General features: G+C 46.7%; 27 protein-coding genes and 4 tRNA genes. 8 read left to right on the top strand and 23 right to left on the bottom strand.

The genetic code is table 11. From position 1 onward, the window contains the following. Positions 1 to 44 precede the first annotated feature (44 nt). Positions 45 to 1,244 (top strand): DUF3089 domain-containing protein, encoded by a 1,200-nt coding sequence (locus F569_RS15795; RefSeq protein ID WP_051279025.1) that lies wholly within the window; start codon positions 45 to 47, stop codon positions 1,242 to 1,244. Here the strand turns inward: F569_RS15795 and kdsA are convergent. Then, positions 1,225 to 2,094 (bottom strand): 3-deoxy-8-phosphooctulonate synthase, encoded by an 870-nt coding sequence (gene kdsA, locus F569_RS0100470; protein ID WP_026940565.1) that lies wholly within the window; start codon positions 2,092 to 2,094, stop codon positions 1,225 to 1,227. The genes F569_RS15795 and kdsA overlap by 20 nt on opposite strands. 139 nt (positions 2,095 to 2,233) lie before the next feature. Between kdsA and F569_RS0100465 the strand changes: the two genes are divergently transcribed. From F569_RS0100465 to F569_RS15785, 4 genes are read left to right on the top strand one after another with little or no spacing between them, the layout of a single operon-like run. Further along, positions 2,234 to 3,217: a cysteine synthase A gene (locus F569_RS0100465; protein WP_026940564.1), complete on the top strand. Its 984-nt coding sequence runs from the start codon at positions 2,234 to 2,236 to the stop codon at positions 3,215 to 3,217. After that, entirely contained in the window at positions 3,205 to 4,023 is an 819-nt protein-coding gene (sseA, locus tag F569_RS0100460; protein ID WP_026940563.1) for a 3-mercaptopyruvate sulfurtransferase, read from the top strand. The genes F569_RS0100465 and sseA overlap by 13 nt, the downstream gene beginning before the upstream one ends. Before the next feature lies 1 nt (position 4,024). Beyond that, positions 4,025 to 5,167 (top strand): cystathionine beta-lyase, encoded by a 1,143-nt coding sequence (gene metC / locus F569_RS15790; protein ID WP_034386977.1) that lies wholly within the window; start codon positions 4,025 to 4,027, stop codon positions 5,165 to 5,167. Beyond that, the gene (locus F569_RS15785; protein ID WP_051279023.1) at positions 5,154 to 6,365 is read left to right on the top strand and encodes a glucuronyl esterase domain-containing protein; all 1,212 of its coding nucleotides are present in this window, start codon (positions 5,154 to 5,156) and stop codon (positions 6,363 to 6,365) included. Before metC ends, F569_RS15785 begins: the two co-directional genes overlap by 14 nt. A 46-nt stretch (positions 6,366 to 6,411) precedes the next feature. On the opposite strand, the gene F569_RS0100445 is transcribed toward F569_RS15785, so the two are convergent. The 14 genes from F569_RS0100445 to rplM form a co-directional block, all read right to left on the bottom strand. Next, positions 6,412 to 6,488, bottom strand: a tRNA-Arg gene (locus F569_RS0100445). Between the two features lie 10 nt (positions 6,489 to 6,498). After that, positions 6,499 to 6,801, bottom strand: a complete 303-nt coding sequence (locus F569_RS0100440) for an NADH dehydrogenase ubiquinone Fe-S protein 4 (protein ID WP_026940562.1) — start codon at positions 6,799 to 6,801, stop codon at positions 6,499 to 6,501. Between the two features lie 56 nt (positions 6,802 to 6,857). Beyond that, complete coding sequence (locus F569_RS15780) at positions 6,858 to 8,801, bottom strand: ATP-binding protein (protein WP_051279021.1); 1,944 nt, start codon at positions 8,799 to 8,801, stop codon at positions 6,858 to 6,860. A gap of 100 nt (positions 8,802 to 8,901) precedes the next feature. Next, positions 8,902 to 8,978: transfer RNA gene (locus F569_RS0100430), tRNA-Pro, on the bottom strand. Between the two features lie 47 nt (positions 8,979 to 9,025). Then, positions 9,026 to 9,505, bottom strand: a complete 480-nt coding sequence (locus tag F569_RS0100425) for a DUF192 domain-containing protein (RefSeq protein WP_034386974.1) — start codon at positions 9,503 to 9,505, stop codon at positions 9,026 to 9,028. A gap of 59 nt (positions 9,506 to 9,564) precedes the next feature. After that, positions 9,565 to 9,639: transfer RNA gene (locus F569_RS0100420), tRNA-Glu, on the bottom strand. 87 nt (positions 9,640 to 9,726) lie between these two features. Next, complete coding sequence (gene recJ / locus F569_RS0100415) at positions 9,727 to 11,481, bottom strand: single-stranded-DNA-specific exonuclease RecJ (RefSeq protein ID WP_026940560.1); 1,755 nt, start codon at positions 11,479 to 11,481, stop codon at positions 9,727 to 9,729. Between the two features lie 5 nt (positions 11,482 to 11,486). Then, positions 11,487 to 12,440, bottom strand: coding sequence for a class II fructose-bisphosphatase (gene glpX / locus F569_RS0100410; protein WP_026940559.1), 954 nt, complete (start codon positions 12,438 to 12,440; stop codon positions 11,487 to 11,489). Positions 12,441 to 12,502: 62 nt separating this feature from the next. After that, entirely contained in the window at positions 12,503 to 13,714 is a 1,212-nt protein-coding gene (locus F569_RS0100405; protein WP_026940558.1) for an LL-diaminopimelate aminotransferase, read from the bottom strand. 11 nt (positions 13,715 to 13,725) lie between these two features. Then, positions 13,726 to 14,079, bottom strand: a complete 354-nt coding sequence (locus tag F569_RS0100400) for a hypothetical protein (protein ID WP_154813593.1) — start codon at positions 14,077 to 14,079, stop codon at positions 13,726 to 13,728. An 87-nt stretch (positions 14,080 to 14,166) separates the two neighbouring features. After that, complete coding sequence (argC, locus tag F569_RS0100395; protein WP_026940556.1) at positions 14,167 to 15,204, bottom strand: N-acetyl-gamma-glutamyl-phosphate reductase; 1,038 nt, start codon at positions 15,202 to 15,204, stop codon at positions 14,167 to 14,169. Positions 15,205 to 15,207: 3 nt separating this feature from the next. Continuing rightward, positions 15,208 to 17,085 (bottom strand): Ig-like domain-containing protein, encoded by a 1,878-nt coding sequence (locus tag F569_RS0100390; protein WP_026940555.1) that lies wholly within the window; start codon positions 17,083 to 17,085, stop codon positions 15,208 to 15,210. A gap of 143 nt (positions 17,086 to 17,228) precedes the next feature. Then, on the bottom strand, positions 17,229 to 17,732 hold the full coding sequence (rpsI, locus tag F569_RS15775) for a 30S ribosomal protein S9 (protein ID WP_034386971.1): 504 nt from the start codon (positions 17,730 to 17,732) through the stop codon (positions 17,229 to 17,231). 3 nt (positions 17,733 to 17,735) lie between these two features. Continuing rightward, positions 17,736 to 18,206, bottom strand: coding sequence for a 50S ribosomal protein L13 (gene rplM, locus F569_RS0100380; protein ID WP_026940553.1), 471 nt, complete (start codon positions 18,204 to 18,206; stop codon positions 17,736 to 17,738). Between the two features lie 360 nt (positions 18,207 to 18,566). Here rplM and F569_RS0100375 point away from each other — a divergent pair, with 360 nt between their 5' ends. Then, complete coding sequence (locus F569_RS0100375) at positions 18,567 to 19,493, top strand: hypothetical protein (protein WP_162143703.1); 927 nt, start codon at positions 18,567 to 18,569, stop codon at positions 19,491 to 19,493. 55 nt (positions 19,494 to 19,548) lie between these two features. Continuing rightward, positions 19,549 to 20,400: a hypothetical protein gene (locus F569_RS0100370; protein ID WP_026940551.1), complete on the top strand. Its 852-nt coding sequence runs from the start codon at positions 19,549 to 19,551 to the stop codon at positions 20,398 to 20,400. On the opposite strand, the gene F569_RS0100365 is transcribed toward F569_RS0100370, so the two are convergent. The 4 genes from F569_RS0100365 to F569_RS0100350 all read right to left on the bottom strand — a co-directional run bounded on the left by F569_RS0100365 (position 20,397) and on the right by F569_RS0100350 (position 22,554). Beyond that, a complete protein-coding gene (locus tag F569_RS0100365) occupies positions 20,397 to 21,422 on the bottom strand; it encodes a COX15/CtaA family protein (RefSeq protein WP_026940550.1) in 1,026 nt (341 codons plus the stop codon). The two genes, F569_RS0100370 and F569_RS0100365, sit on opposite strands and share 4 nt — an antisense overlap. 58 nt (positions 21,423 to 21,480) lie before the next feature. Next, positions 21,481 to 21,557: transfer RNA gene (locus F569_RS0100360), tRNA-Pro, on the bottom strand. A gap of 63 nt (positions 21,558 to 21,620) precedes the next feature. Beyond that, positions 21,621 to 22,214 (bottom strand): MerR family transcriptional regulator, encoded by a 594-nt coding sequence (locus tag F569_RS18600; RefSeq protein WP_051279020.1) that lies wholly within the window; start codon positions 22,212 to 22,214, stop codon positions 21,621 to 21,623. A gap of 34 nt (positions 22,215 to 22,248) precedes the next feature. Next, the gene (locus F569_RS0100350) at positions 22,249 to 22,554 is read right to left on the bottom strand and encodes an integration host factor subunit alpha (RefSeq protein WP_026940549.1); all 306 of its coding nucleotides are present in this window, start codon (positions 22,552 to 22,554) and stop codon (positions 22,249 to 22,251) included. A gap of 329 nt (positions 22,555 to 22,883) precedes the next feature. Here F569_RS0100350 and rpsU point away from each other — a divergent pair, with 329 nt between their 5' ends. Next, positions 22,884 to 23,120, top strand: coding sequence for a 30S ribosomal protein S21 (gene rpsU, locus F569_RS0100345; protein WP_026940548.1), 237 nt, complete (start codon positions 22,884 to 22,886; stop codon positions 23,118 to 23,120). Between the two features lie 60 nt (positions 23,121 to 23,180). On the opposite strand, the gene F569_RS15765 is transcribed toward rpsU, so the two are convergent. The 4 genes from F569_RS15765 to F569_RS0100325 form a co-directional block, all read right to left on the bottom strand. Next, complete coding sequence (locus tag F569_RS15765; RefSeq protein WP_034386968.1) at positions 23,181 to 23,471, bottom strand: type II toxin-antitoxin system RelE/ParE family toxin; 291 nt, start codon at positions 23,469 to 23,471, stop codon at positions 23,181 to 23,183. Positions 23,472 to 23,474: 3 nt separating this feature from the next. Beyond that, positions 23,475 to 23,750, bottom strand: coding sequence for a CopG family ribbon-helix-helix protein (locus F569_RS0100335; protein WP_026940547.1), 276 nt, complete (start codon positions 23,748 to 23,750; stop codon positions 23,475 to 23,477). 87 nt (positions 23,751 to 23,837) lie between these two features. Further along, a complete protein-coding gene (locus tag F569_RS0100330) occupies positions 23,838 to 24,545 on the bottom strand; it encodes a DUF4272 domain-containing protein (protein ID WP_034386965.1) in 708 nt (235 codons plus the stop codon). Positions 24,546 to 24,555: 10 nt separating this feature from the next. Beyond that, positions 24,556 to 25,584: an aspartate-semialdehyde dehydrogenase gene (locus F569_RS0100325; protein WP_026940545.1), complete on the bottom strand. Its 1,029-nt coding sequence runs from the start codon at positions 25,582 to 25,584 to the stop codon at positions 24,556 to 24,558. Between the last annotated feature and the right edge of the window lie 47 nt (positions 25,585 to 25,631).

Raw genomic sequence — 25,631 nt, 5'->3', positions numbered from 1 at the left:
CGCACGAATATCCTTAGCTATAAAATATAATTATTGGCGATGATATGACCAAAAACGGCAAAATAAAGATTGAGAAGCCTTTTCTCTTATTGGGGTTAATTGTATTCCTCATGAGTCTCGCTGTCATATATCTTTACCGCGATGACATATTTCAAACTATCCAAGACCCACGACAGCCTTTTCAAACTTATACCAAACCCATAGCGCCCGATTACAGCACCGCCGAGGCCTGGCTCGCGCAACCTGATCTAACCCAAGATCCATTCAATCATCCAAGTGCTGGTGATGTTTTTGTGGTCGTTCCAAGTGTTTATCGCGGCGGAAAACATTGGGTTTTGAGATCAGATGATCTGAAACGTAAAAGTAAATTACAGCGTATTGTACGGCCTAATTATGTCGCACCTTATGGTAGTGCGGGCCGTCTTTTCGCGCCTTATTATCGCCAGGCATCACTCTACAGCTTTATGACGGCCAGAGAAGATGCCCGCAAAGCACAGAATTTTGCCTATCAAGATGTCAAGCGCGCCTTTGAGGTGTTCCTCAAAAGCTCTCCACCCGAACGCCCCATTGTTCTCGTCGGTCATAATCAAGGCGCGAGTCACGTGCAGCGTCTCTTAGCGGATTTCTTTCAGGGTGAGCTGAAAGCGCGTCTGGCAGCTGCTTATGTTATCGACTATCCGCTTCCACTTGATCTTTTTGAAACCACTTTGAATGGTTTGTTGCCTTGCGAAAGACCTGATGACACAAATTGCATAAATGCCTTTGGGGCGTTCATGCCGGGTGATGACGTTATAGCGAAGCGTTTTGTCTCACGCCTTTTGGTGCATGATGGCAATGATTACGTCTCAGTAGAAGGCCGACGTCTGCTCTGTAATAATCCTCTTCTATGGAACAGGTCCGAAGATTACGCGCCGCAGCGTCTTCATTTGGGCGGCGTCGCTGCTGAGGGGCTTGATCCTGATATGAAGCCGGCCGCGATGAAAAAACAAGTCGGGGCACAATGTGAAGACGGAATACTTTTCGTTGACAAGCCCAAGACGCGCTCGCTTCGTAGACCCTTAAAGGTCGGAGGAAAGTTTAGAACTTTGCCATCTAATTTATTTTATGAGGACCTGCGCGTTAATGCTGAAAAGCGCGTTCAAAGCCTGTTAGAGAATGGCACCCTACCGCGCCGCGCCGCTAAGCTTGATGAATTTGAAGTCATTGAGATTAAAGAAAGTCCGGTTACGCCGATAAAGGACTAAGCGGATATTGCTTCGATAACTGATCAAAACGCTTTATATCTTGTAGCAATTCTTCGAACTGATCCATGGGTATCATATTAGGCCCATCGGATGGAGCTTTTGAGGGTTCTGGATGTGTTTCCATGAAAATTGCCGCGACACCAATTGACGCCGCCGCACGTGCCAATGTCGGGACAAATTCGCGGCGTCCCCCACTGGTCGCGCCTTGTCCCCCCGGCTGCTGAACAGAATGAGTCGCGTCAAAGACAACGGGCGATCCAAAGGTTTTCATAGTACTGATCCCGCGAAAATCCGTCACAAGGGTGTTATAACCAAAGCTTGCACCGCGCTCACACGCCATAACATTAGGGTTTCCGCCCTCAACCACTTTATTGAGAACATTACCCATATCTTCCGGCGCAAGAAACTGTCCCTTTTTGACATTGATGACTTTGCCCGTTTTGGCCGCCGCTACTAGTAAATCGGTCTGACGACACAGAAAGGCGGGTATTTGAAGCATATCAACGACGCTGCCAACGGCTTCAGCTTGCTCAGCCGTGTGCGTATCTGTCAAACAGGGCAAACCTATCTGTTCGCGTATTTCTTCAAATATCGGGAGAGCTTTTTCAAGACCTATGCCGCGAGGCGAATGGATGCTTGTCCGGTTTGCTTTGTCATATGAAGATTTATAAACAATATTCAGGCCGACATTTTCGCCAATTTTCTTAAGGCGTTCAGCCGTCATCAAAGCATGATCACGATTTTCCATAGCGCAGGGCCCTGCAAGGATCGTTAAAGGCTTATCATTGCCAATTTCATAAGTACCGCCACCCGGAAGAGGCATAGAAATTGTGGCATTGGCTTTAGTCATATCATGCAGTCCTTGAGTTTTCTGCGCACTAACATAGTTGTAACAGAAAAAACACGCTATTTCACACTGCAACGCTCAAATTATGTTGCGATATAATTTCTAACCATTAGCCTCACTACAAAGACTAATGGAGACTAAAGTGGCTGCAACATCCGTACTCGACCTCATCGGCAATACACCGCTCTTACGCTTAAACGAAGCGTCTAAGCTAACAGGATGTGAAATATTGGGTAAAGCCGAGTTCCTGAACCCTGGGCAATCCGTCAAAGACCGCGCTGCGCTAGGTATTATTCGCGCTGCTGAGGCGGATGGGTCCCTACAACCCGGCGGCGTTGTCGTCGAAGGCACGGCTGGCAACACGGGTATTGGCCTTGCTATGGTTTGCTCTACCTTAGGCTACCGCTGTAAAATTGTTATGCCGCGCACCCAAAGCCAGGAAAAGAAAGATGCCGTTAAATTACTCGGAGCTGAGCTGATTGAGGTTGATGCCGTGCCTTATGCAAATCCCAACAACTATGTGCATTATTCCGAACGCCTTGCCCAAGAGACACCCAGTGCAATTTGGGCGAATCAATTTGACAATACAGCCAATCGTGATGCTCATGTTCAAACAACTGGTCCGGAGATATTTGAGCAAACCGACGGCAAAGTCGATGGGTTTATTTGCGCTGTCGGGTCCGGCGGAACCCTGGGCGGCGTCTCATTGGCACTCAAAGCGCGCAATCCTAAAATACAAATCGGCGTTGCGGATCCATTTGGCTCTAAAATGTTCAGTTACTTCAGTGACGGTACACTCAAAGCCGAAGGCGGATCAATTACTGAAGGTATTGGGCAAGGTCGCATAACAGAGAATCTGAAGGATATCATTGTCGATAAGGCTTACCAAGTGTCCGACAAAGAAGCTCTCGAGGTAATATTTGAACTCAACCAGCTTGAAGGAATTTGTTTGGGTGGATCTTCAGGAATCAACATTGCGGGCGCTATTCGAATGGCGCGCGAAATGGGTCCGGGACATACCATTGTCACTATTCTTTGTGACTACGGACAGCGTTATCAATCCAAAGTTTACAACCCTGAATTCTTGCGAGAAAAAGGGCTGCCGGTTCCGCCATGGATTTGCTAGTTACTGCAGACTGGCTTGCTGATAATCTGTCTCGTAAAGATATAAAAATACTTGATGGGACATGGGTACTTCCTAACGAGGCTCAAAGCTTGGCCATGGGTTTCATTCCGGGCGCCCAGATATTTGACATTGACGCTATAGCTGATCTTAAAAGTGATATGAAACATATGTTGCCTTCCGCTAAAAACTTTGCCGCAGGTGTCTCGAATATAGGCATTAATAACTCAGACCATGTCATTTGTTATGACCGCCATGGCCTGTTTTCCAGTCCGCGTGTCTGGTGGACATTCATGACTTTCGGACACAGCAGGGTTTCTATATTGGATGGCGGATTGCCGGCTTGGATTAAAGCAGATCATATCATCCACAAGTCTCCATTAGAACCACAGAATAAAAGTGAATTTAAAACAGGTGTTCCACATATAGAAGTTACAGATAAAAACTGTCTGCTATCTGCCATAGGTACAGAGATTCAAATCGTAGACGCTCGCCCATCAGGCCGTTTCCTAGGCACAAGCCCGGAACCGCGAGAAGGTTTACGTTCAGGCCGCATACCCGGAAGTTTTTCTCTTCCATTTGGCACTTTAAAAACAAGTGACGGTTTTTTTAAACCCATACACGAGCTTGCGACTATTGTAGGCCAAGCTGGGATTAACTTAGAAAAGCCTATTATCACGAGCTGTGGGTCCGGCATTACAGCCGCCGGAGTTGCTTTTGTTCTTCACTCCTTGGGGGCGAAAGAGATAAGTTTATATGACGGTTCATGGGCAGAATGGGGTGCAAGCGATGCCCCGATAGAGATTTAAGATGGAAAAAGAAACACACTTTACGCATATTTCACGCCCGAAAGCAGGAATGGGCACAGCCGTTAATCCAGACATAACACGTGCTTCGACATTACTATTTGACAGAGCCGAGGATTTATACCGCTCTGATATACGCGGTTATGGGCGGCATGGCAGCGCCGTTCATGATACCTTAAAAGAGGCTTTCAACCTTCTGGAAGGCGGCGCAGGCACCTCTTTATTTCCCTCAGGCCTCGCGGCCTGTACCTACCCCATACTTTCCCAAATCAAGACAGGCGATCATATTCTGCTGACAGATTCATCTTATGGCCCAACACGATATTTTTGCGACGGTCACTTGAAAAAAATGGGTATTGAGACGGAGATGTATAATCCTCGCATAGGCGCAGATATTGAAAACCTACTTCGCCCCAACACGTCAGTCATCATAATGGAAAGCCCTGGCTCCCTCACCTTTGAAATTCAGGATATTCCCGCCATTACCAAAGCCGCACAAGCGCATGGCGTCACGACAATTATAGATAATACATGGTCCGCTGGATTATCGCTAAACCCTCTCAAGCTTGGCGTTGATATAAGCTGCCATGCCGCGACTAAGTATTTTGGAGGTCATAGCGACATAATGAGCGGCGCGGCGGTGAGCCGTACAGAGAAGCTCGCCAAGCAAGTGGCATTAACAGCCAAACATCTTGGTAATGCTTGTTCTCCGGATGATGTTTATCAAATATTGCGCGGCTTTCGAACAGTTGTGCCAAGATTTCGCCAGCAAGAAGCCACCAGTTTAGCCTTAGCGAATTGGCTAGGTACGCACTCCAAAGTACAGCAAGTTCTACACCCTGCACATGAGACCCATCCCGATCATGCCTTCTGGAAACGCGATTTCACAGGCGGGGGCTGTATCTTTAGCGTTGTTATGAAACCTTGTCACGAGACAGATATTTTAGCCTTTATAAATGCGCTCAAGCTTTTTGGAATTGGGTACTCTTACGGCGGGTTTGAAAGCTTGGCAATTCATTGTGATCCTCAATTAAAACGAAGTGTAAGCGCGTCCTTAGGCGGGCCGTTGGTTCGTTTTGCCTGCGGCTTGGAAGCCATGGAAGACTTAAAAAACGATATAGAACAGGCCCTTAATGAGATTTCTTAAAATGAAACGTGTGTGGTTGGCTATAGCCGCTATTTTGACATTTGCCGCATTATCATCATGCGCGGGAACGCGAACTCTGATGATGACGGCTCCATCAAAACCCGTGGGGCAGGAAGCCACTCCTAAGATTGCCTCATCAACAGTAAAAGACTGGGAAAAGAACAAGCCGCTAATCCGTTCAGTCTTTGAGAAAGAGGTTTACGGAATTTTACCCAATGCATTTAACACAACTCTGATTGAGTCGCGTGAAATTTCTGGCCATAGCTATAAAGCTAACATCCAAGAAATCACGCTCAATGCCCCTCGTGGTTTGACCTATAATGCAGTCCTTTTGATGCCAAAAAATGCCGCAAAACCAGTTCCAATTATTATGATGGAGAATTTTTGCCCAAATCATAATGTTGTCCCCATTGATGGAATCTCCAAACCTAAAAATGACCATTTTGAATGTAGCGGTGACAGTATGATGTCGGGAGTATTCACATATTTTTTCGGACGTTACATAACGACCCCTCCCATAAATATGATAATGGATCGCGGCTATGCTTTGGCCGTTATTTACCCTCCGGCCAATTATCCGGATGATGCCGCCGGGTTTGAACCGTTTCGGCAAGAGGCTCCCTCTTCCGCTCAGCCTTGGGGCGCAGTGGGAGCTTGGGCCTTTCAATTCTCAACGCTTTCAAATTTTCTCAAATCCGATGAGCGATTTTCAGAGACAATTAGTTTCGGACATTCCAGATACGGAAAAGCCGCCTTAGTCGCAGCCGCATTTGATGAAACAATAGACGGCGTGATCGCTCATCAATCCGGAACCGGCGGGGCTTCGCTCTCCCGTAATAAAAAAGGCGAGACCGTAAAAGACATCACGGAAAATTATCCGCACTGGTTCACGCCCGGTTATGCCGAACAAAATCTAACAGTTGATCAGCATCAATTGTTGGGCCTTATTGCGCCAAGACCTATTCTGCTTGGTAACGCAAAGCGAGATGTATGGTCTGACCCAGAAGGTGCGTTCAGAGCCGCGCAAGGTGCAAGCCCAGTTTACGAACTCTATGGGGCGCAAGGCTTAGAACAAACGAAACTTACAGAATTTATGCCTCAAAACGATTTGGCATTTTGGATACGCCCAGGTACTCACGGCGTTGTCAAAGAAGACTGGCCTGCTTTTCTCGAATTCATGGACGCGCATTTTAAATAGCGTACCTTGGGTTGTCAGGCGGTAAGGCACAAATATTATAAGGGGGTGGCAGGCCCGGCAGGACTCGAACCTGCAACCTGCCGCTTAGAAGGCGGCTGCTCTATCCAGTTGAGCTACGGACCCCCAAAAAGGCTTAATGCGTCCAAGGCAACTTTCTGTCAAAAGCAAAATTATCTGCATATGATCTTGGAATGCGTTTCATAGTTTGGCTTTGAACGACTTGGTGAGGAATATTATTAGCTTTCGCATAAGCCACAGCTGCTTCAAGCGTTTCAAATTTAAGATCAAGTTGTGACCTAACATCTGTAGAGCGCTTGGTGCCTGTAAGAGGATCTATCACGCCTGACGACTTACTTACAAATTCAAGAACCCAATGCCGCTTAGCACGGCCTGATGTCATGGCTGACGGTGAAGGTTGATAGATTTTAGCCAACATGTGACTCTCCAGATCGAATTTAGCAACGCATTAGCCCGAGACAGCGCCGCTGTAAATTACATATCTCGATTAAAGGCCGTATTTAGCATGGATTTCACATCTGACAGGCTCGAGGATTTAGAGGCTGCATTCTGTAAACGCTGGCGCATCTGAGCAGTTGACGCGGTGACAGGGTTTTGAGGCGCTCTAGGTGGTGATTGCCTTGATGTAGCAGGTGCAACAGCTGACTGTTGCCGGAAACTGTGCCTTGCTGTCTGAACCGTTCTTTGAGGCGCCGCAATAGCTTCAGTCGGAACGTCTTTTTTATTCATACTGCGCGAGCGCCAACGACCATACACAGTTTCCATAAATTGCGGCGTCGCATCGGGACGATTCCAAAGGTCTGTAAACTCAGCTGATGAACTATGCGGCCGATATTCTTCTTCAAGTGTGTTCAGGATAACGCGCATGGGCAGATTTACAGATTCGCCAAATACCATTGTTTCGGCTGTGCCAAGGGATGGCAAAAATGACAGTAACTCGGCGGCCCCATCTGGCACCGCGGCTCTGACAAAATTCTGATCTAACTCATTAGACAAGCGCATTGAGAAGATAGTTGAGCACTGAGAAAGCGTGGAAGCCTCTAGCTCTGAAGGGCGCTGAGATATAATGCCCAGTGACACACCATACTTACGGCCCTCTTTAGCAATACGGCCAATAATACGCCGCGTGGAATGGAAACCAAGGCTCTTATCCGCCGGAATATATCTGTGAGCTTCCTCACAAACCAAGAGTACGGGAATACGCCGCTCGGACCAAGTCGCGAGTTCAAAAGCCAGCCGCGCCACAACAGAAACGACAACGTTCAAGGCCTCTGACGGAATACCTGAGAAATCCAAAATAGAGATGGGTTTGCCCGCAACCGGAATTCGGAAAATTCGTCCCACCAGATTTTCGATGGGTAAAGGAGCTGCTTGGTTACGAAAGATAAATTGGTAGCGCGGATCCGCCATAAGCATCTGAATACGCCGCTTTAGCCGCTTATATGGCCCTAGGTTGGAGTTATTCTCAAGTTTACCCATTGAATGGTCCAGCAGCTTAATAACATCTCTAATCCGATAAGGCACGGGAGAATCCAGCGTTATGTGAGTGGCACGCTGCAATTCTGCTTCGACATCATCCATTTTTGTGTGAGACGACGTATCATTTTTCTGCATAGATCGGTCATAAAGCCGCTTAGCTTTTAATAAGATGTCATGAAGGACTTCCGTTTCCTCGCGGGCATGATCCTCAATATCGCTGGTCAACAGCTCAGTTGTTTCGACAAAATCAAACATCCAAAGCGGAATATCGAGCGAATCATTACTAATAACCTCGGCCATATTGCCAAAGCTTTTTGAATATTCGTTATGAGGGTCAAAGAGCACAACATGTGCCATGCTGTTTTCTCTTAATATGGCCTGTAGGACCAACGCAACGGTACAAGATTTACCAGAACCTGTAGATCCAATAATTGCAAAATGCTTTGATAACAAATCATTCGTTCTGACTTTTGCAACGATAGAATTATCCTGTTGCAAACGCCCAACTTCGATACACGGAGCGTTTTCTTTATTGAAGATAAGCCGCAAATCATCAGGCGACATGTTGTAAATAGCTTCATTCAAGACAGGGAATGATCTTACGCCCCGGAAAAACTTCGTCTCTTTAGTTGTTGGATTCGTTGTGATCTCACCAAGGATATTAAGATTGGCGATACAGCCATCTCCCATACCTTCATCATCTGCAGCCCCGATACGAAGCGACCCTACCATAGCAACCACGATTGATTTGGTAGTTATAATTTTCAATATAGTTCCGATTTGGGCCATATTAAGCTGCCCATTCCGGATTATGGATTTGTTTATGGACATAACAGCGACTGCCGAACCCACCGTCAAGACGCGACCAATTTCAATGCGCTTATACGCCTTTGATACAGGCTGAACTTGCGCCCTCTTTAATAGGTTAGTTGCTGTCATTCGATTCCCCAATCCACAAATTGCACTTTTGGTTTAAGGACTCATAGTTATCAAAGCCTTACCATAGCTAAGAATGACAGTAATGTGATGATTAAGCCAATGGTCGGGGCGGCAAGATTCGAACTTGCGACCCCCTGTTCCCAAAACAGGTGCGCTACCAGGCTGCGCTACGCCCCGACTAAGGCTTGGGCTTCATAACCAACTGGAATCAAAAGGCAAGCCCGTTATTTAGCTTCTGTGCCAAAAAATTCATGTTGAACCAAATCACCAGGCATAATGCCTAGCTCTTTACTTCTGCCGCCCTGCAATTCCAATACGGCTGCCACGATGGCCTCGGATGAGGCACTGCGAAGTTTATAAGGCTGTGCCATATGCTCAATTTTAAGAATCTTACCATTTGAACGGACAAAGAGAATATCAAGCGGCAGAGGCGTATTTTTCATCCAAATAGTCGCAATTTTCGGCTGATCAAACTCAAACAGCATACCTGAGTCGGGCTCCATACTCTCCCGAAACATCATGCCTCTTGCTTGTTGATCCAATGATACGGCGCGTTCAATAGAAAAGGTATGCGTCGAATCTTCAGACACAATCTTTAAAGGAACGGGCTCACCAAAATCCACAACATCGTCTTTTGACGTTTGGGCGAATGCTGGCGCAGTGAAAAGAGCAACAAAAAGTGTTATGATTAGTAAGCGTTTCATGAGGTTCACTTACCTAAAACGCGGCGTTTGTCCAAGGGCTATTTTATAGGTAAATCAGTTGGCAGTCCCTAGGGGAATCGAACCCCTCTTTCCAGGTTGAAAACCTGGCGTCCTAACCGATAGACGAAGGGACCGCATCAACTGTGAGCCGCGATATATATAGCACTTCACAGCCTTGCAAGAGGCTTTTTCATTATTTTGGGAAGTTTTGAAGCATTATTTTATGCAATCGCTATGTCCACGACCTGCAAATCAACTCTATTGCGCCCTTTCCAGCTGTCAGCCTTAAGACGACCCGCCACATGGACACGGGGTGCATTAGGGGACAGAAGAACTTCGTCCAGTCCTGTTTCATCCGCGCGAAAACATATACCGCTAATGCGCCCCCCAACTCCGTCTTCAAAAGCACAGCGAACATGCCCCCCTTTTACACGTTCCGCATAAGATATACGCAGGTCTGAAAACGCAAAGACGGGCTGAGGGTTACCAGCACCATAAGGGGCAACTTGTGCAATACGGTCTATTGTAGACTGACTAGCGGCACCCAGAGCTAGAAGTGAGTCGATTTTGAGAGATAAATTCTTACGAGCTTCAGCTACATCATCAGCTAAAACTCTATTAAGAAACTCTGTGAGCGCTTCTATTTTTTCTGCTTCAACCGTCAATCCACCCGCCATGGCATGACCTCCCCCGCTAATGAGAAGTCCGGCTTCTTTGGCTTTAGTAATAGCATCGCCCAAATTCACGCCCGGCATGGACCGACCGGATCCTTTCCCAAGGCCTTCTTCATTCAAGCCTATCACGATGGCTGGCTTGTCAAATCGATCTTTGAGACGCCCTGCTACGATACCTATGACGCCAGGGTGCCACCCATCCATACTCACAATCATAACCGAGTTTTCATTCGCAAGCTTATCAGCCTCCTCCAAAGCCTCGTTGACTATTTGCTTTTGAAGCGCCTTACGTTCCGTATTAACTCTGTCAAGCTCAGCAGCATGAGCATAGGCAAGTTGTGCATTTTCTGTTGATAGCATCTCAGCACCCATTTCAGCCTTACCAATACGGCCACCAGCATTGATTCGGGGGCCTAAAATAAAGCCGCAATGATATGTTGTGTAAGGTGGGGCAGTTCCTGCTACGTCTGACAACGCCCGAATACCAATATTTTCATCTTGAGATAAGACTTTCAGGCCCTGACTCACGATGGTGCGATTAAGCCCTTTCAGAGATACAACATCACAAACGGTTCCAATGGCTGATAATCCCAATAATTTCATGATATTAGGCGTATTTTCTAAACCACGCCGGCGCGCTTCGCGGTTCAGAGCGACCAAAGTCATAAAGGTAACGCCAGCCGCAGCCAAATGCCCCAAGCCAGACGTATCATCTTCACGGTTGGGATTCACCAGTGCAGCACAAGGCGGCAAAGCACCCTGCATGAGGTGATGATCAATAACAATTATAGGCAGTTCCAAATTTTTAGCCGCCTCTAAAGCGCTCTGGGCCGCGGCTCCACAATCAACGGTTATGACGAGGTCATTTCCGTCTGCTTTTAGCCGCTCGAAAGCCTCTACAGACGGGCCGTAACCCTCTTTAACTCGGTCCGGAACGTAGAGCCCTATCTCGACACCAAATGCTCGCCCCCACTTTATAAGCTGGGCAGCAGAGCTGCCCCCATCCACATCATAATCTGCAAAGACTGTAATTTTTTGTTTCGCCTCAATAGCGTCCAAAATCAGCTTGGCTGCTTTATCCATATCCTGAAGCGAGGACGGATCCGGCATAGAGCCGCGCAAAGTTGGACTCAAAAACTCATCCGCAATATCCGGGGTTATGCCCCTTCCCGCTAAGAGCCTAGCCGATAAGTTATCAAGTGATTTGAGTTGTTCTAATTGAGTGATAGCCGCTTCATCTTCGCAACGAGCTTGCCAACGCAATCCACGGCAAGACGTCTCGACATCGAGAAACGCCACCATTTATGTTAAACGGGCCTGTCTGAGCGCAAGCGCTGAATGGAACCGTCAACAGAGTTCATAATAAGCGTATGCGTATGAACACGATCTCCCCTGACTTTGACGCCATCAAGCAAGCTTCCTTGCGTTACGCCCGTGGCTGAAAAAATCGTCGGCCCAGCGGCGAGACCGTCCAAATCATACTTTGTATCTAATTTATCGATTCCAACGCGCCGGGCACGGGCAACTTCATCATCATTTCGGAAATGCAATCGTCCCTGCATTTGACCACCTACACATCGCAGAGCTGCGGCGGCAAGGACACCTTCAGGTGCGCCGCCCTGCCCTATATAAATATCAATCTGTGTCTCAGGCTCAGTTGTTGCAATTACGCCTTGGACATCACCATCGGTAATAAGAGATATGCTTGCGTCAATCGAGCGAAGTTCTGCAATGATTTCAGCATGACGTGCACGATCCATAACGCAGACTGTTATGTCTGACGGTTTCACACCTTTTGCCTTGGCGAGCGCTTTAACATTATCTGCAGGTGATTTATCTAAATCCACAAGACCTGGCGCGTAACCGGGTCCAATGGCGATCTTGTCCATATATGTATCAGGCGCGTAGAGTAACCCACCGCGCGGAGCAAAGGCCATTACGGCTAAAGCATTCGCCATATTTTTAGCGGTGAGCGTTGTGCCTTCAAGTGGATCGAGAGCAATATCAATCTCAGGCCCCTTACCCTTGCCAACCTCTTCACCAATATAAAGCATAGGCGCTTCATCACGCTCGCCTTCACCAATAACTATGCGACCGCGAATATCCATAGCATTGAGCATGGTACGCATTGCATCGACAGCTGCTTGATCTGCAGCTTTTTCGTCGCCGCGTCCTGCCAAGTGTGAGGCTGCAATAGCCGCCTTCTCTGTCACTAACGCAGCCTGAAGAGCTAATCCTGCATTGAATCCGATATTCGACATGTGCTTACCTTAAACCTGATTGATTCCCGCGCTTGTTATCATAGCCACCGATCAACAGCTAACTAATCTGATAATTCGCGAGTTTGTGATGATATAAATTGTTTAACGTTTCGTGCAGCCTGACGAATACGTTGGTCATTTTCGACAAGACCAATTCGAACGTAACCTTCACCATTTTCACCAAATCCGTTGCCGGGAGAGACAGCGACACCCGCCTCCTCCATCAGGCGCTTTGAAAACTCCAAGGAGCCCATATGCTCAAAGCCTTTAGGCAGCGGTGCCCAAATGAACATTCCTGCTTCGGGCGGTGGAATGTCCCACCCCGCACGACCAAAACTCTCGACGAGAATATCACGCCGACTTTTATAAAGTTCCCGGAAGTCTTCCACACAATCTTGCGGTCCATCCAGAGCAGCACAAGCCGCAACTTGGATAGGCGTAAAAGCTCCATAATCAAGATAGGACTTCACCCTTGCCAGAGCGAAAATTAAATGTTTTGCGCCAACCACAAAGCCCATTCGCCATCCTGCCATAGCGTAGGTTTTAGATAATGATATGGTCTCAATCGCCACATCTTTAGCGCCTTCAACTTGGAAGATAGAGGGAGGAGGATCACCGAAATAAATCTCAGAATAGGCCAAATCAGACAGCAAAATAATATCGTGTTTCTTCGCTATCGCAACGATTTCACGATAAAAGTCAAGCGTTGCCATGTGCCCTGTCGGATTAGAGGGAAAACAAACGACTATGGCGAGTGGCGGCTTATCTGCTTCGGCTAAGGCCTGTTTGACACCCTCTAAATATTCGTCGGCGGTAATCGCAGCAATAGGCTTAATTACGCCGCCGCATATAATAAAACCATAAGCGTGTAATGGGTATGAAGGATCGGGCGCAAAAATAACATCGCCGGGCGCTGTGATAGCTTGCGCAAGATTTGCAAAACCTTCTTTGGACCCAATTGTTGCAATAATCTCGTCTTCAGGGTTTAAATCAACATCGAAGCGTCGTTTATAGTAGCGTGCCGCAGCTTGCCGGAGCCCCGTGATGCCGCGCGAGACAGAGTATCCCGTGGTGCGGGGTTTTTGGACAGTTTCGATAAGCTTCTCAATAATATGCGGCGGCGTAGGACTATCAGGATTTCCAAAGCCGAAATCAATAATATCCATACCGTCCTTACGCAGCTTTGCTTTGAGTTTATTGACCTCGGCAAAAACATAGGGCGGGAGGCGTTTTATACGGTAAAACTCTTCACGCTCGGGCTCTAATTCAGACATGTTAGCCCTCTTTATTTAGGGTCGTCAGCTTGATAAGCGCGCGCTTTAGCTCTTAAGGCCGCTAATTCACGCTCTAATTCAGCTTCTGTTTTTGCAGGCCCCGTCATATTTACAGCCGCAGAATTGAAGCTATCCCGTTCTTTGATCATTTTCTTGGCTTCAATGTCCCAAAGGGCTGCGGAGCGAACATCATCAGGCGCCGTTGGCGCATCAGCGGGTTCTGGATAATCACCAATATTTTTTGCATCCTCTTCAAACTCTGAAGACTTTAAAAAATCAAGGTTGGGCATCTTAACTGTGCTACACGCAGATAGTGAGGCCGCCGCCAATACAAGCGATAAAGTTGCGAGTTTTGAGTGTGTCATAACGGCCTCCGTGTAATGACTTATGTTAAAGCTAGGATATGGGCGAATTTGCGGCAAAGGTCACCTAAAAAATCAGCTTGAGAACAGCTAAGGAAAGACGGGCTGTACTTTTAAGCCTAATGTCTCATCCCAACCTTGTGTCGCATTATAATTTTGTAGTGCTTGGCCTGATGAGCCCTTTGTTAAATTATCAATGACACTAATAATGATCGCGCGGCCTTTTCGTCGGTCCGCAAATATACCAATACGGCAATGATTACTGGCACGTATATGCCGAGTCTGCGGAATAACACCTTCGGCCTCAACATGCACAAAAGGTTCATTTTCATAACGATCCACATAGACTGCTCGAATATCATCGACCGCAACGCCATCACCAAGCTCTACATAGCAAGTCGCAATCATTCCGCGATTCATCGGAATAAGGTGCGGCGTAAAACTAACCTCAGCTTCAATACCTGAAACATGGGTTATCATTTGATCAATTTCAGGCGCATGGCGGTGGGTACCAACACTATAAGCATGCGCGCCATCTGATACTTCGGAATAACTCAATGATGCCAATGCCTTACGACCAGCCCCTGTCACGCCTGATTTGGCATCAATAATGATATTGGTCACGTCAATCATGTCTGCATCAATCGCGGGCAAAAGCGCCAAAAGTGTGCAGGTCGGGTAGCAACCAGGGCACGCGACAAGCCCTGCCCCGCTTAAATCCTGCCGCGCATATTCAGTAAGACCATAAACCGCCTGACCCAATAAATCGTGAAACCCGTGAGGCCTACCATAAGTCGCCTGATAAAGCGCAGGATCTTTAAGCCTAAAATCCGCCGAAAGATCGACAATTGTGTCCACATTATCAATCACCCCTGCAATGGTTTCTTGGCTCGCACCATGTGGTAGGCACGCAAAAGCTACATCAACGTTTGTCCAGTCAATCTCACCAGCAGTTACAACATCCGGCAAATCTAGATGACGATAATTAGGATATATCTCCCCATAAGCCTGCCCCGCCTTACTATGCCCCGTCAGTCCAACAAGGTTTAGCTTGGGATGACCCATAATAAGGCGCACAGCTTCCGCGCCCGTATAACCTGAGGCCCCTAATATAACGGCATTTTTCATAATTTACTCTACAACATCAGATGTATCAAAACGCTTAATTTCACGCTTCTCGGGATAACCAAGAATTAGACCATCGAAACCATTATCGGACGTGTCGTTCGCCGCTGAGCGCGTGCCATAGGCTATGGAGGCCCCTAACCCAACCTCTAGATAAGAGACTTCCAATGGACCATTTGCTACATTGCGGTTTTCAGGTTCGCGAAAGGCGACAGATTGAGGTGTATCTGGCGTGGTGATGAACATATAAACATCACCCGTTGATGAAGTGGTGCTGCCATCTGGATTTACTGTTATCTCATCATCAAATTCAACAAAGGTTAAATCCGTAGGTTTTCCTAAAGTCCAATTCCCTGTAAACACTCCAATATCATCAGAGTTCGGCCTTTCTATGATATATTGTATGCTATGATTACCTTCGCGATATTCATCCGCAACAATAACACCGAGAGTATTAAAAAATCCTGGCCGCCTGAATCCGCGAACAAAACTACGGTTATCAACAGGAAGGTCTGGGTTTGCAAAACGTCGCTCCATCTCAAGTGTTATGCCGCCCGCACCATCATCAGTTATCTCAAACCTCTGAATATCGAAACTGTCGCTATCAAAACCCAGAAAGAACCCGGGTGTTGAGCCACCTCCGTCACTAAAATTGGTGGATCCTCCTGTCGATAGCGCGCAGTAATCATTACCGTCGTCAACACTATCGAGAAGTGCTAATGTATCAAAATCAAATAGGCTCTCACTGCCTCTATTATAAGCATACAAACTAACACCACCTTTGCGGCCTATAATAAGAAAACTTCCTGCACTTGATCGTTGGATCGTTAGCTCCGCAGTGCATGGTTCTTCTACGTCTAGCTTTCCAGCAACATTTAGAACCGCATCGGCGTTTGAAGCATCTTGTTGCAAAACTGTGACGCCATCTGATTCTATAATTAAAAAAGTATCGCTCAATACAGTTTCCCTCGGGCGTGAACCCCGCTGAAATTGAGGGGTTACAAGCTGATTAACCCCCTCATCAAATTCTGTATCACTACCAACTTCAATAGAACGCAATCCAACGAGACCGCCATCAATGTCTGTGACAGCTAACAGTCCCATATCATTTGGATTTACAAAACCCGCAATGCCAAACAACTCTCCTTCTATTGATAGGCTACGCTCTATATCTATAGTAACTTGCAATTTTGGCATCTGTTCAACATTCGTCACATTTACATCAACACGTTCTGTGGATGTATCACGCCCGTCACTAACTTGAACTTCGAGTGTCACGACACTATCCGCAGTAACTTCGGGCGCAGCTACAGTAAAACTTTCTGCTGCGCTCTCTAAGTTTAACTCCGGCCCCGCGATTTGAACATAACTATAGGTTAGCGTGTCGCCCTCAGAATCGTTAGAAGCAGAAGCGTCAAATGTGATAGGCTGGCCTTCATCAACTGTTAGGGGAGTCGCAGAGAGCATCGCGACAGGTGGCGCATTGTTGATAATAACAACATCTGCAGTTGCCGTGCCGCTTAAACGCCCATCACTCACCCTCACTTGAATCGTAGCCGTCATGTCAGCATCCACCGATGGCGCCATACCAGAACCCGCTGTGCCTGAAACCGACAAGCCAAGATCAGGCCCCGCAATTGTCGAGAGCGTATAAGTCAGCGCATCTCCCTCAGCATCAGTTCCCGCAAAACTAAAAGACAAACTATCTCCCTCACGAACTTCAGCAGGCACATCTGATAAAGTCACGCTAGGCGCAGTATTAGGAATTGGTGCAGGTGGAGCTACGGAACTGCTGCTCCCTCCACCACTGCCGCCGCATGCAGTCAAAAGCGTCGCGAGTCCTAGCACAAGGTAAGACCCTTTATATAGTTTACTTTGAATCATGTAACTTCCCCCAAATTATTCCCTTATAACGAGTAAACTCCTTCCCGACAATAATATGAAAGGCTACTTATATAGGCGCAAAAAAGGCGCCTTCGATTCTCTCGAAAGCGCCTTGTAATACAACGATATATGTATCGTAATGCTTAACGCTTAGAGAACTGGAAGCTCTTACGGGCTTTCGCTTTACCGTATTTCTTACGCTCAACAACACGTGAGTCGCGCGTAATAAAGCCCGCGGCTTTCAGCGGACGACGTAGCGCAGGCTCATAATATGTAAGAGCTTTTGTAATGCCGTGACGCACAGCACCGGCTTGACCGGACAGGCCGCCGCCTTTGACAGTTGCGACAACGTCGTATGAATCAACGCGCTCAGCTACCTGGAAAGCCTGTGCAATAATCAAGCGCAGAACCGGACGCGCGAAGTAAACTTCTTGATCGCGGCCATTAACGGTTATTTTGCCGTTGCCAGGTTTAATCCAAACGCGGGCAATAGAGTTTTTACGTTTCCCAGTCGCATATGAACGGCCATGCTCATCAATCTTTGGCTCAGGCAGCGCTGCAGATGTTGCAACAACGGTTCCGTCCGCAGAAGTCGCCGTGCCTTCCATTACGTCTTTGAGGTCTTCGAGTGTTTTTGTATCAGCCATGATCTATTTCGCCTTTACATTTTTGGGGCTCATTGATTTGAAATCAATGATCTGTGGCTCTTGCGCCGCATGTGGATGATCGGCACCTGCATAAACGCGCAGGTTAGAGAGTTGCTTACGCGCCAATGGAGATTCCTTTGGGAGCATGCGCTGAACCGCTTTGCGCATTACGCGCTCAGGGAAACGGCCATCCAATATCTTATCAGCTGTACGCTCTTTGAGGCCGCCCGGGTAACCTGTGTGCCAGTAATAAACTTTGTCATTACGTTTCTTGCCTGTGAAAGCGACTTTCTCAGCATTGATGACAATAACATTATCGCCGTGGTCGATGTGCGGCGTGTAATTTGGTAGGTGTTTACCGCGGAGACGCATGGCAATGAATGTAGCAAGGCGGCCAACAACGACATCCTCAGCATCAATCAAAATCCATTTCTTCTCAACCTCAGCGGTTTTGACGAATTTTGTGGTTTTCATAATATCCTCTAATGAATTCAGCCGTCCCAAATGAAACAACATCTTTCGTGATGGCGGGTAACTACAGAGATGAAGCATAGGCGTCAACACCTTATTCTCATAACCTATTGCAATTTTACAAACAAAAACAATATGTTATAAAAGCGGTATTATGTTACCATACTTTTTTCTGCTTAAATATTCATAAAGCTCAATACGGCACTCTATCTCCTAATAGCCTTTCAGTAGACACTCATCGGCAACTTCATCAGAGAGGTAACAGAAATGTGAGATCGGCACTGTAAAAATCATAGCTCATTTCAAGGTCTAGGCACGCTGTTTGCAAAGATAGTTGAGAATTTTATCGTTGGAATGAAGATTATGATACTGCAAAACTGGACAACTGAACATTCACAAAACTTTCGTAAGAAAACTTTAGTTGCTAATCACAATCTGAATGAAACCGGCCTCTTTACAGATGACGCCTTAGCTATGCTTTTGGACAAACATCCAAGATCTCATTTGGATGTCTGCACCTTAGCAGGCCATGAGATTTATCAAGGAAAGTTCCGCACAGGCGATGCCAGAGACGTAGACGGCAAAACTCTTATTGAAGCCGCTCGAAAAGGCGTGATTTGGATGAATGTCCGTGAAGGCATGAACTTGCACCCTGAGTATAAAGATGTTCTGGATCAAATGTATGGAGAGCTTTCAGAGCATAGCGGAACGAAGGCTTTCAACCCCCGCGGCGGTATCTTAATCACCTGCCCTACCGCGCAGACGCCTTATCATTGCGATCCTACGGATACGATGTTGTGGCATATTCATGGGCATAAACGGTTCTATTTATACCCCGATACACCACGCTTTCTACCCGACGAAAACTATGAACGCGTCCTATACTCAATGACGGAAGATTATTTACCCTACGACATATCTATGGAAAAAGATGCGACCATATACGATCTCACAGGTAATGATCTTATTAGTTGGCCACTAAATATGCCACACCGCGTAGAAAATATGGGGTTTTGCGTGTCCATAACAGCCGAATTCTCAACGCCTGAAAGTTCGCTCAAAAACGCAGTTATGTATTGCAATGCTGTCTTGCGCCAAAAATTAGGTATGAATCCGCAATGGCGTAGCGCTTCTACTCCTGAAAAATTAGCCAAAGCCTTTGCGGGACGGGTCATGCGTAAGCTCAACGTGCTCTCTTCTTTCAAAGATAAAGACTATGTAACTTTCAAGGTAGATAGAACGGCTCCTAACTATATTGCAGATGTTAAGCCCTTCATTCGAAACTTTTAGAGAATTTGAAGTAATTTTACTATTCTTATAAAAGCTTGATGTCCTATATAGAGTTATGTTTTCACGTAATTTTTTCGCCATTTCGGCTCTAATATCACTTATGGCATGCCAAAGCGGCGAGAGATCTAAAAGTGAAATAGAGGCAACCGAAGCCGACATCGTGCTTCGAGCCACGACTGACATCCAAACGCCCTCCCCCATTCGAGCGGCCACTTTTGTCCCAAATAGCGTCGCCTCTTGGCTTGGACATATCATCTTACTTGACAATAAAGGCACTTTGCATCGCGCGACGACTGATAGCAGCGAGACTGATATTGTTGCACTTGGAAAGTATGATGACGTCATTGGGCTAGCGAGGGAAAAACAATCCGGTGTTTTTCTTGCACTCACACCTCAAGGAAAAATTAAAGCCTTTGTTCAATCGGATAATGACGGCAATTTCAGTCCCCTTGCTGTGTCTCAGGGCGATGAAAGCTTCGAACGGTTTTGTGCGTCTGCAGAGCTAAGCGGCGATACAATCTGGGCCGTCTCCACACGCAAAGACGTTCAAAAGTTAACTGTAGAAATATTTGAGGACACATCACTTTCACTTAGCAAGTCTGAGGTGAAAATTGATGACAACAATAACTGTATGTCAAATAATGCGCTTCATATAAATGAAAATTTCGTCCTAAAACCGGGTTCCTCAAACGGATTGGTGTTAAGCTCTGATAAAGTCAATAAGACAGTAGAAATCACCAATGGCTTAAGTATTAACGGTATAAAGGAAGTCGGTCTCGTGAGCGTTACCTCCGCCAATATGGGCAGTGTTTTCAATGAAGGCGTCGTGCTAGTCGCGGATGAAAATGAAGGACGGCTTGTTCTGATTTCACGCGCATATGCCCTGAATGAGCTGACTACGCCCTAGGCTTTGTGCGCAACTCGCAATGCCATTATCAGCGATATCCAAAGAAATACGGCTGAGAACTGATGCAACAGCGCAAGCCATAATGCATCCCCCGTCAACAAGACATAGATGCCCAATAAGACCTGCCATAGCAGTAGTCCTTTAAAGACAATCATATATTTTTTAAGGCGCTTATGCGGTCTCGCCGCAACGAACACCCATATTGTGACAACCAAAATAATATAAGCCAAAATGCGGTGATTAAATTGAACGGCCGCAATATTCTCAAACATATTTCGCCAAAACGGATCCATAGAAGAATATCCAGCGGGGACAAAATCGCCATCCATCAGAGGCCATGTATTATAAGTTCGCCCGGCCTTGAGACCCGCTACAAAAGCGCCGGCTACGATTTGAAGAAATACAAGGCCTGCTAAGAGCTTCATTCTTTTCTTAGGGACCTCCGAATTTGAAGGTGCTGGCCATCCTTCGGCTTGATTTCGCCAGAGCCAAACGAGCCCAGCTAAGATAATAAAAGCCACACCTAAATGAGTCGCTAACCTATATTGGCTGACATCTACACGGTCATTTACAAGACCACTGGCGACCATCCACCATCCTATGCCGCCTTGCACACCGATCAAGCACATGATGCTGAAAAACTTCAGCGTTTGTCCTTCAGGTAATCTCTTGCGGAAAAAGAAATAGAAAAAAGGAAGTGCATAAGCGAGCCCAATCAGGCGCCCTAATTGCCTGTGGCTCCACTCCCAAAAATAAATGACTTTAAAACCTTCCAAGTCCATATCTGGATGTTCAGCGGAAAACTCCGGAATTTGTTTGTACTTCTCAAACTCTAATAGCCAAGCCTCGAAACTCAGCGGTGGCAAGGCCCCTGAAATCGGGGCCCACTCTGTAATGGAAAGCCCTGAATTTGTAAGGCGCGTTTTTCCGCCCAATACGATCATTAGGGTCACGAGGACTACCATAAAAAACAGCCAATTTCTGATACTTGCATCAGTTTTTTTGAGAGCGGGATAAGTCATATATGCTATATACGGGAGCGGGTGAAAAATGGCGCTGTGACATTTTTTCTAGAGATGATGGTCGGAGTAACAGGATTCGAACCTGTGACCCCTAAGCCCCCAGCTTAGTGCGCTACCGGACTGCGCTATACTCCGACACTCTCATCGAGGCAGCTCTATAGGCGGGTGCGCAAGAGAGAGCAATAGCTCTGTGCGCCTTCAAGTAGGATTTTTAAACTCGGCATCTTTGAACTCCAACCAACGGCGACGCAGAGATACCAATCGTTCTAAAGCGCCCTCAAGGTCGGAACGTTCTTCTGTAGAGAGGCCAACCTCTTCGGGAACAGGCTCCTCTTCCTCAACATACTCAACAATATGGGCAGCTGAGGGTTGTGAGGCCGGCTTTTCCTCTTTACGCGGAATAAAGGCGACAACCCGTTCATCTTCTACTTCTAAGGATTTGACGACTTCTGCCTTTTGAATGCGTTCGGGAATAAGAACTGTTTCTGTGACTTCTTTTTCTGTGGCTGCTTTTTGGACGGATTGTCCAAGCTCAATGACACGTCCGGCGCCTTTTACCCTAATAAGTTTTTGCACGTCTTTGATCGGGTGCTTTTCATCGTGAAGGAGAATTTTGATACCGCGTAAAAATTCAATATCCTCGGGACGATAAAATCTGCGGCCGCCGCCTCTTTTAATGGGCTTAATTTGTGGGAACTTAGATTCCCAGAAACGCAAGACATGCGGCTGCAAACTAAGCTCTTCACCAGCTTCGCTGATAGTTCTAAAGGCACGTGTTGTTTTGGCCTGCATCCAGATTCCTTTGCTTACGAATCAGACTCTAGCATTATTTTGGCGTCAATGCCGAATCGACACGTTCGCGCAAAATTTGTGAGGGTTTAAATACGAGAACACGCCTTGGGGTGATAGGGACTGCTTTGCCCGTTTTCGGGTTGCGGCCCATACGTTCTTTTTTATCCCTCAGAGAGAACGTCCCAAACCCGGCTAGCTTAACCTGCTCTCCGCGGAGAAGGGCTTCACTGATATGGTCGATAACAGACTCTACAAGTTCAGAGCTCTCAGTTCGAGACAAACCGATTTCACGGTAAACTGCCTCAGCTAAGTCTGCGCGTGTGACTGTTCCCGTGCTCATAAACCTAACCCCCTGAAAAGTTGATCACTTAAAGCAAACTCAACAGGGTTGAGGCAAGGGTAAAACTTTAAAAACTGTTAAAAAACAGACGCTTTTGTGCCTAAGGCGGCTGTTCATTGGCAAAGTTGAGTCAATTTTTGACAGCTCCACTTTCCAAGCTTGCTATAAACTAATTCGCCAAGACTTATGTGAAACCTGACATATTGGCTGTTTTTCAACAATTCTTGACTTTACGGCGCGGCTCCGCCCCGCTATGGGAGAGCTATTCAATAAGGCTTCGAAATTGTTCAAAGCCTTAAATTTAGAATTAGAAATGAGTTGAAAACCACATGGTTGAAATCTACGTCCGTCAAAACAATGTCGATCAGGCCCTCCGCGCTTTGAAGAAAAAGCTTCAGAACGAAGGCATCCTGCGCGAAATGAAGGCGCGTAAGCATTTTGAGAAACCTTCCGAGAAGCGTGTCCGCGAAAAAGCAGAAGCTGTTCGCCGCGTTCGCAAGCTTGCACGCAAGCGCGCTCAAATCGAGGGCCTCATCCCTTCCAAGAAAAAACCGCGCCGTCGTTAAGACCCGCAGTTTAGGTTAAAAATAGAAAAAGCCGCCTTTTTTGGGCGGCTTTTTTGTTGGTTAAAACCTTAACCGAGCGCCATCTTGGCGTCGATCCCAAACACGTAGAATTTGAATTTCTTTGTCTGTAATTTTGTAAAATATTGCAAAGGGTGATTTAACGACGTTTAAAACACGAACGGTTTCTATACGTTCATATTTGCGACCAAGGTAAGGATTCTCAGACAAGAGCATCTTCGTCGTTTTATAGTTTTTTATGAAACCGCTTCGCCCGCTTGGGAAGGTCAAACTGTAATACTGTGTTGCCCATTTTAAATCCTCAATGGCATCATCAGTTAGCTTTAAATGCATGGTTTATGCGCGGTCAGCAGATTTTGGCATATTCAGTGGATTGGGTGTGTCTAGAGAGTCAAGCCAGTCATCAACAGCTTTCTCTGATACCAGAAGACCCGCGTCAGCTTTTTCAATAGCCGCTAAAATAGCGGTCTCTTTTTCTTGTTCTGCTTGCAGATAATTTTGTATGGCTTGATTGACAATATAACCCGGCGTGCGGTCAAGCGACTTTGCCGCAACATCAAGCGCCTCTTTAGTTTCTGGCTGTAAGCGAACGGTAAAAGGCACTGACGACATAATTAGACTCCATTTGTATACATCGTATACTAATCGAGTCGTATGTCAAATTTCACTAAACGCCTTAATGGGCGGTTTTTTTGCTATCTAAGTATCAGTTGAAACATCATCCCATGATTGCCCCATATACCCCACAAGCCAATTTAGAGCGTATTGGCGCTCTAGAACTACGCTTTGATTTAAGCTGCCAGGCATAGGTCTACCATTTAATCGCGCATCTGTGACAGCCCAATGATAGCGATAAATCAGATCAGCCTCATCTAGTAATTCTGAGGCGGTTCGCAACTTTGCATTTGCTTCAAACTCCTCCCTTTTAAGCCGCGCAAATGGCTCCCAGATATCTTTGGAAGTTTGAGCCTCGTCAGGATAAGGCAATTCATCAACGTATCCCAAAGCCCACGTCAGTACATAGAGCGCCTCAGATCGCCATGCAAACTGAACGCGCTGATGATAACTAGGTTCAGGATCATCGATAAAGTTTTGTTCAGCAGGCGTGAAACTATCAACAGAGAATTCTTGGATTATCTTTTCAACGATATCTTCTGGAGCCCCGCATCCCTTATCCGAAACAGCTGCCAATGCATACATGCGGTTTGAAAGCTCCTTCAGGCTACGGAACGTTACTTCTGCTTCATCTTCAATAAATGGAAGGGTGTTTAAAACTGGAATACCCCCAGATTTGAGTGTTGCAATCGAGCGTTTCTTTCGGTCAATCTGAGATTGGGTCACAGATTCATGAACTGGAAAGGCTTCCGCCTCTTTAGAGGCAGACTTCTTTTTTAACCAATCAAACATCCCCACAAACCTATGCCGCCTTGCGCCCTTTAAAGCCGCGATTGATAAGCACTTCTGCGATCTGAACCGTGTTCAATGCAGCACCCTTGCGCAGATTATCTGAAACGCACCACATATTCAGCGTATTGTCCTGCGTGCTGTCCTCGCGCACGCGAGAGATATAGGTGGCATATTCACCGACACATTCAATAGGCGTAACATAACCACCATCTTCTTGCTTATCGACAACCATCAGGCCTGGAGATTCCCGCAATATAGATCGTGCCTCATCGGCAGAAAGCTCTTCAGCAAATTCGATGTTCAGGCTCTCGGCATGGCCGACAAATGTTGGGACGCGGACACAGGTGGCCGTGACTTTAACAGAGGGGTCGAGAATTTTCATGGTCTCAGCCTTCATCTTCCACTCTTCTTTGGTATCGCCGCCATCCATAAAGACGTCGATATGCGGGATAACGTTGAAAGCGATTTGCTTGGTGAAGTTGACAGGCGGAAATGTGTCTTGCGGATGGAACACAGATTTCGTCTGCTCCCATAGCTCATCCATATTCTTTTTACCGCCGCCTGATACGGATTGATAGGTCGAGACGACAACGCGTTTAATTTTCGCGCGGTAATGAAGCGGCTTAAGCGCAACGACCATCTGTATAGTTGAACAATTCGGATTAGCAATAATACCTTTCTTCATGTCATCTACAGCCTCGGCGTTCACCTCAGGCACGACAAGCGGAACATCTGGATCCATCCGCCATGCGCTGGAATTATCGATTACGATAGCGCCGGCCTCGGCGATTTTGGGAGACCATTTTTTGGACACATCACCGCCTGCGGACATCAAAGCAATGTCGCATTTGGAGAAATCAAATGTTTCAAGGTCAACGCACTTGATGTCTTTGTCACCAAAGCTAACAATACGCCCGACTGATTTACGGCTAGCAACAGCAAATACTTCTTCCACATCAATATCTGACTCGGCCAGAATTTCGAGCATTTCCGTTCCGACATTTCCTGTCGCGCCGACGATTGCAAAACGATACCCCATAATGGCCTCCTTGAGGATAAATGTTGCGCCTAAATTAGCGCGGCACG

This window comes from Hellea balneolensis DSM 19091 (assembly GCF_000428525.1).
GTDB lineage: Bacteria > Pseudomonadota > Alphaproteobacteria > Caulobacterales > Maricaulaceae > Hellea > Hellea balneolensis.
Note: the sequence above shows the minus strand (reverse complement) of the source record. Positions and strands in the feature narration are given on the sequence as shown.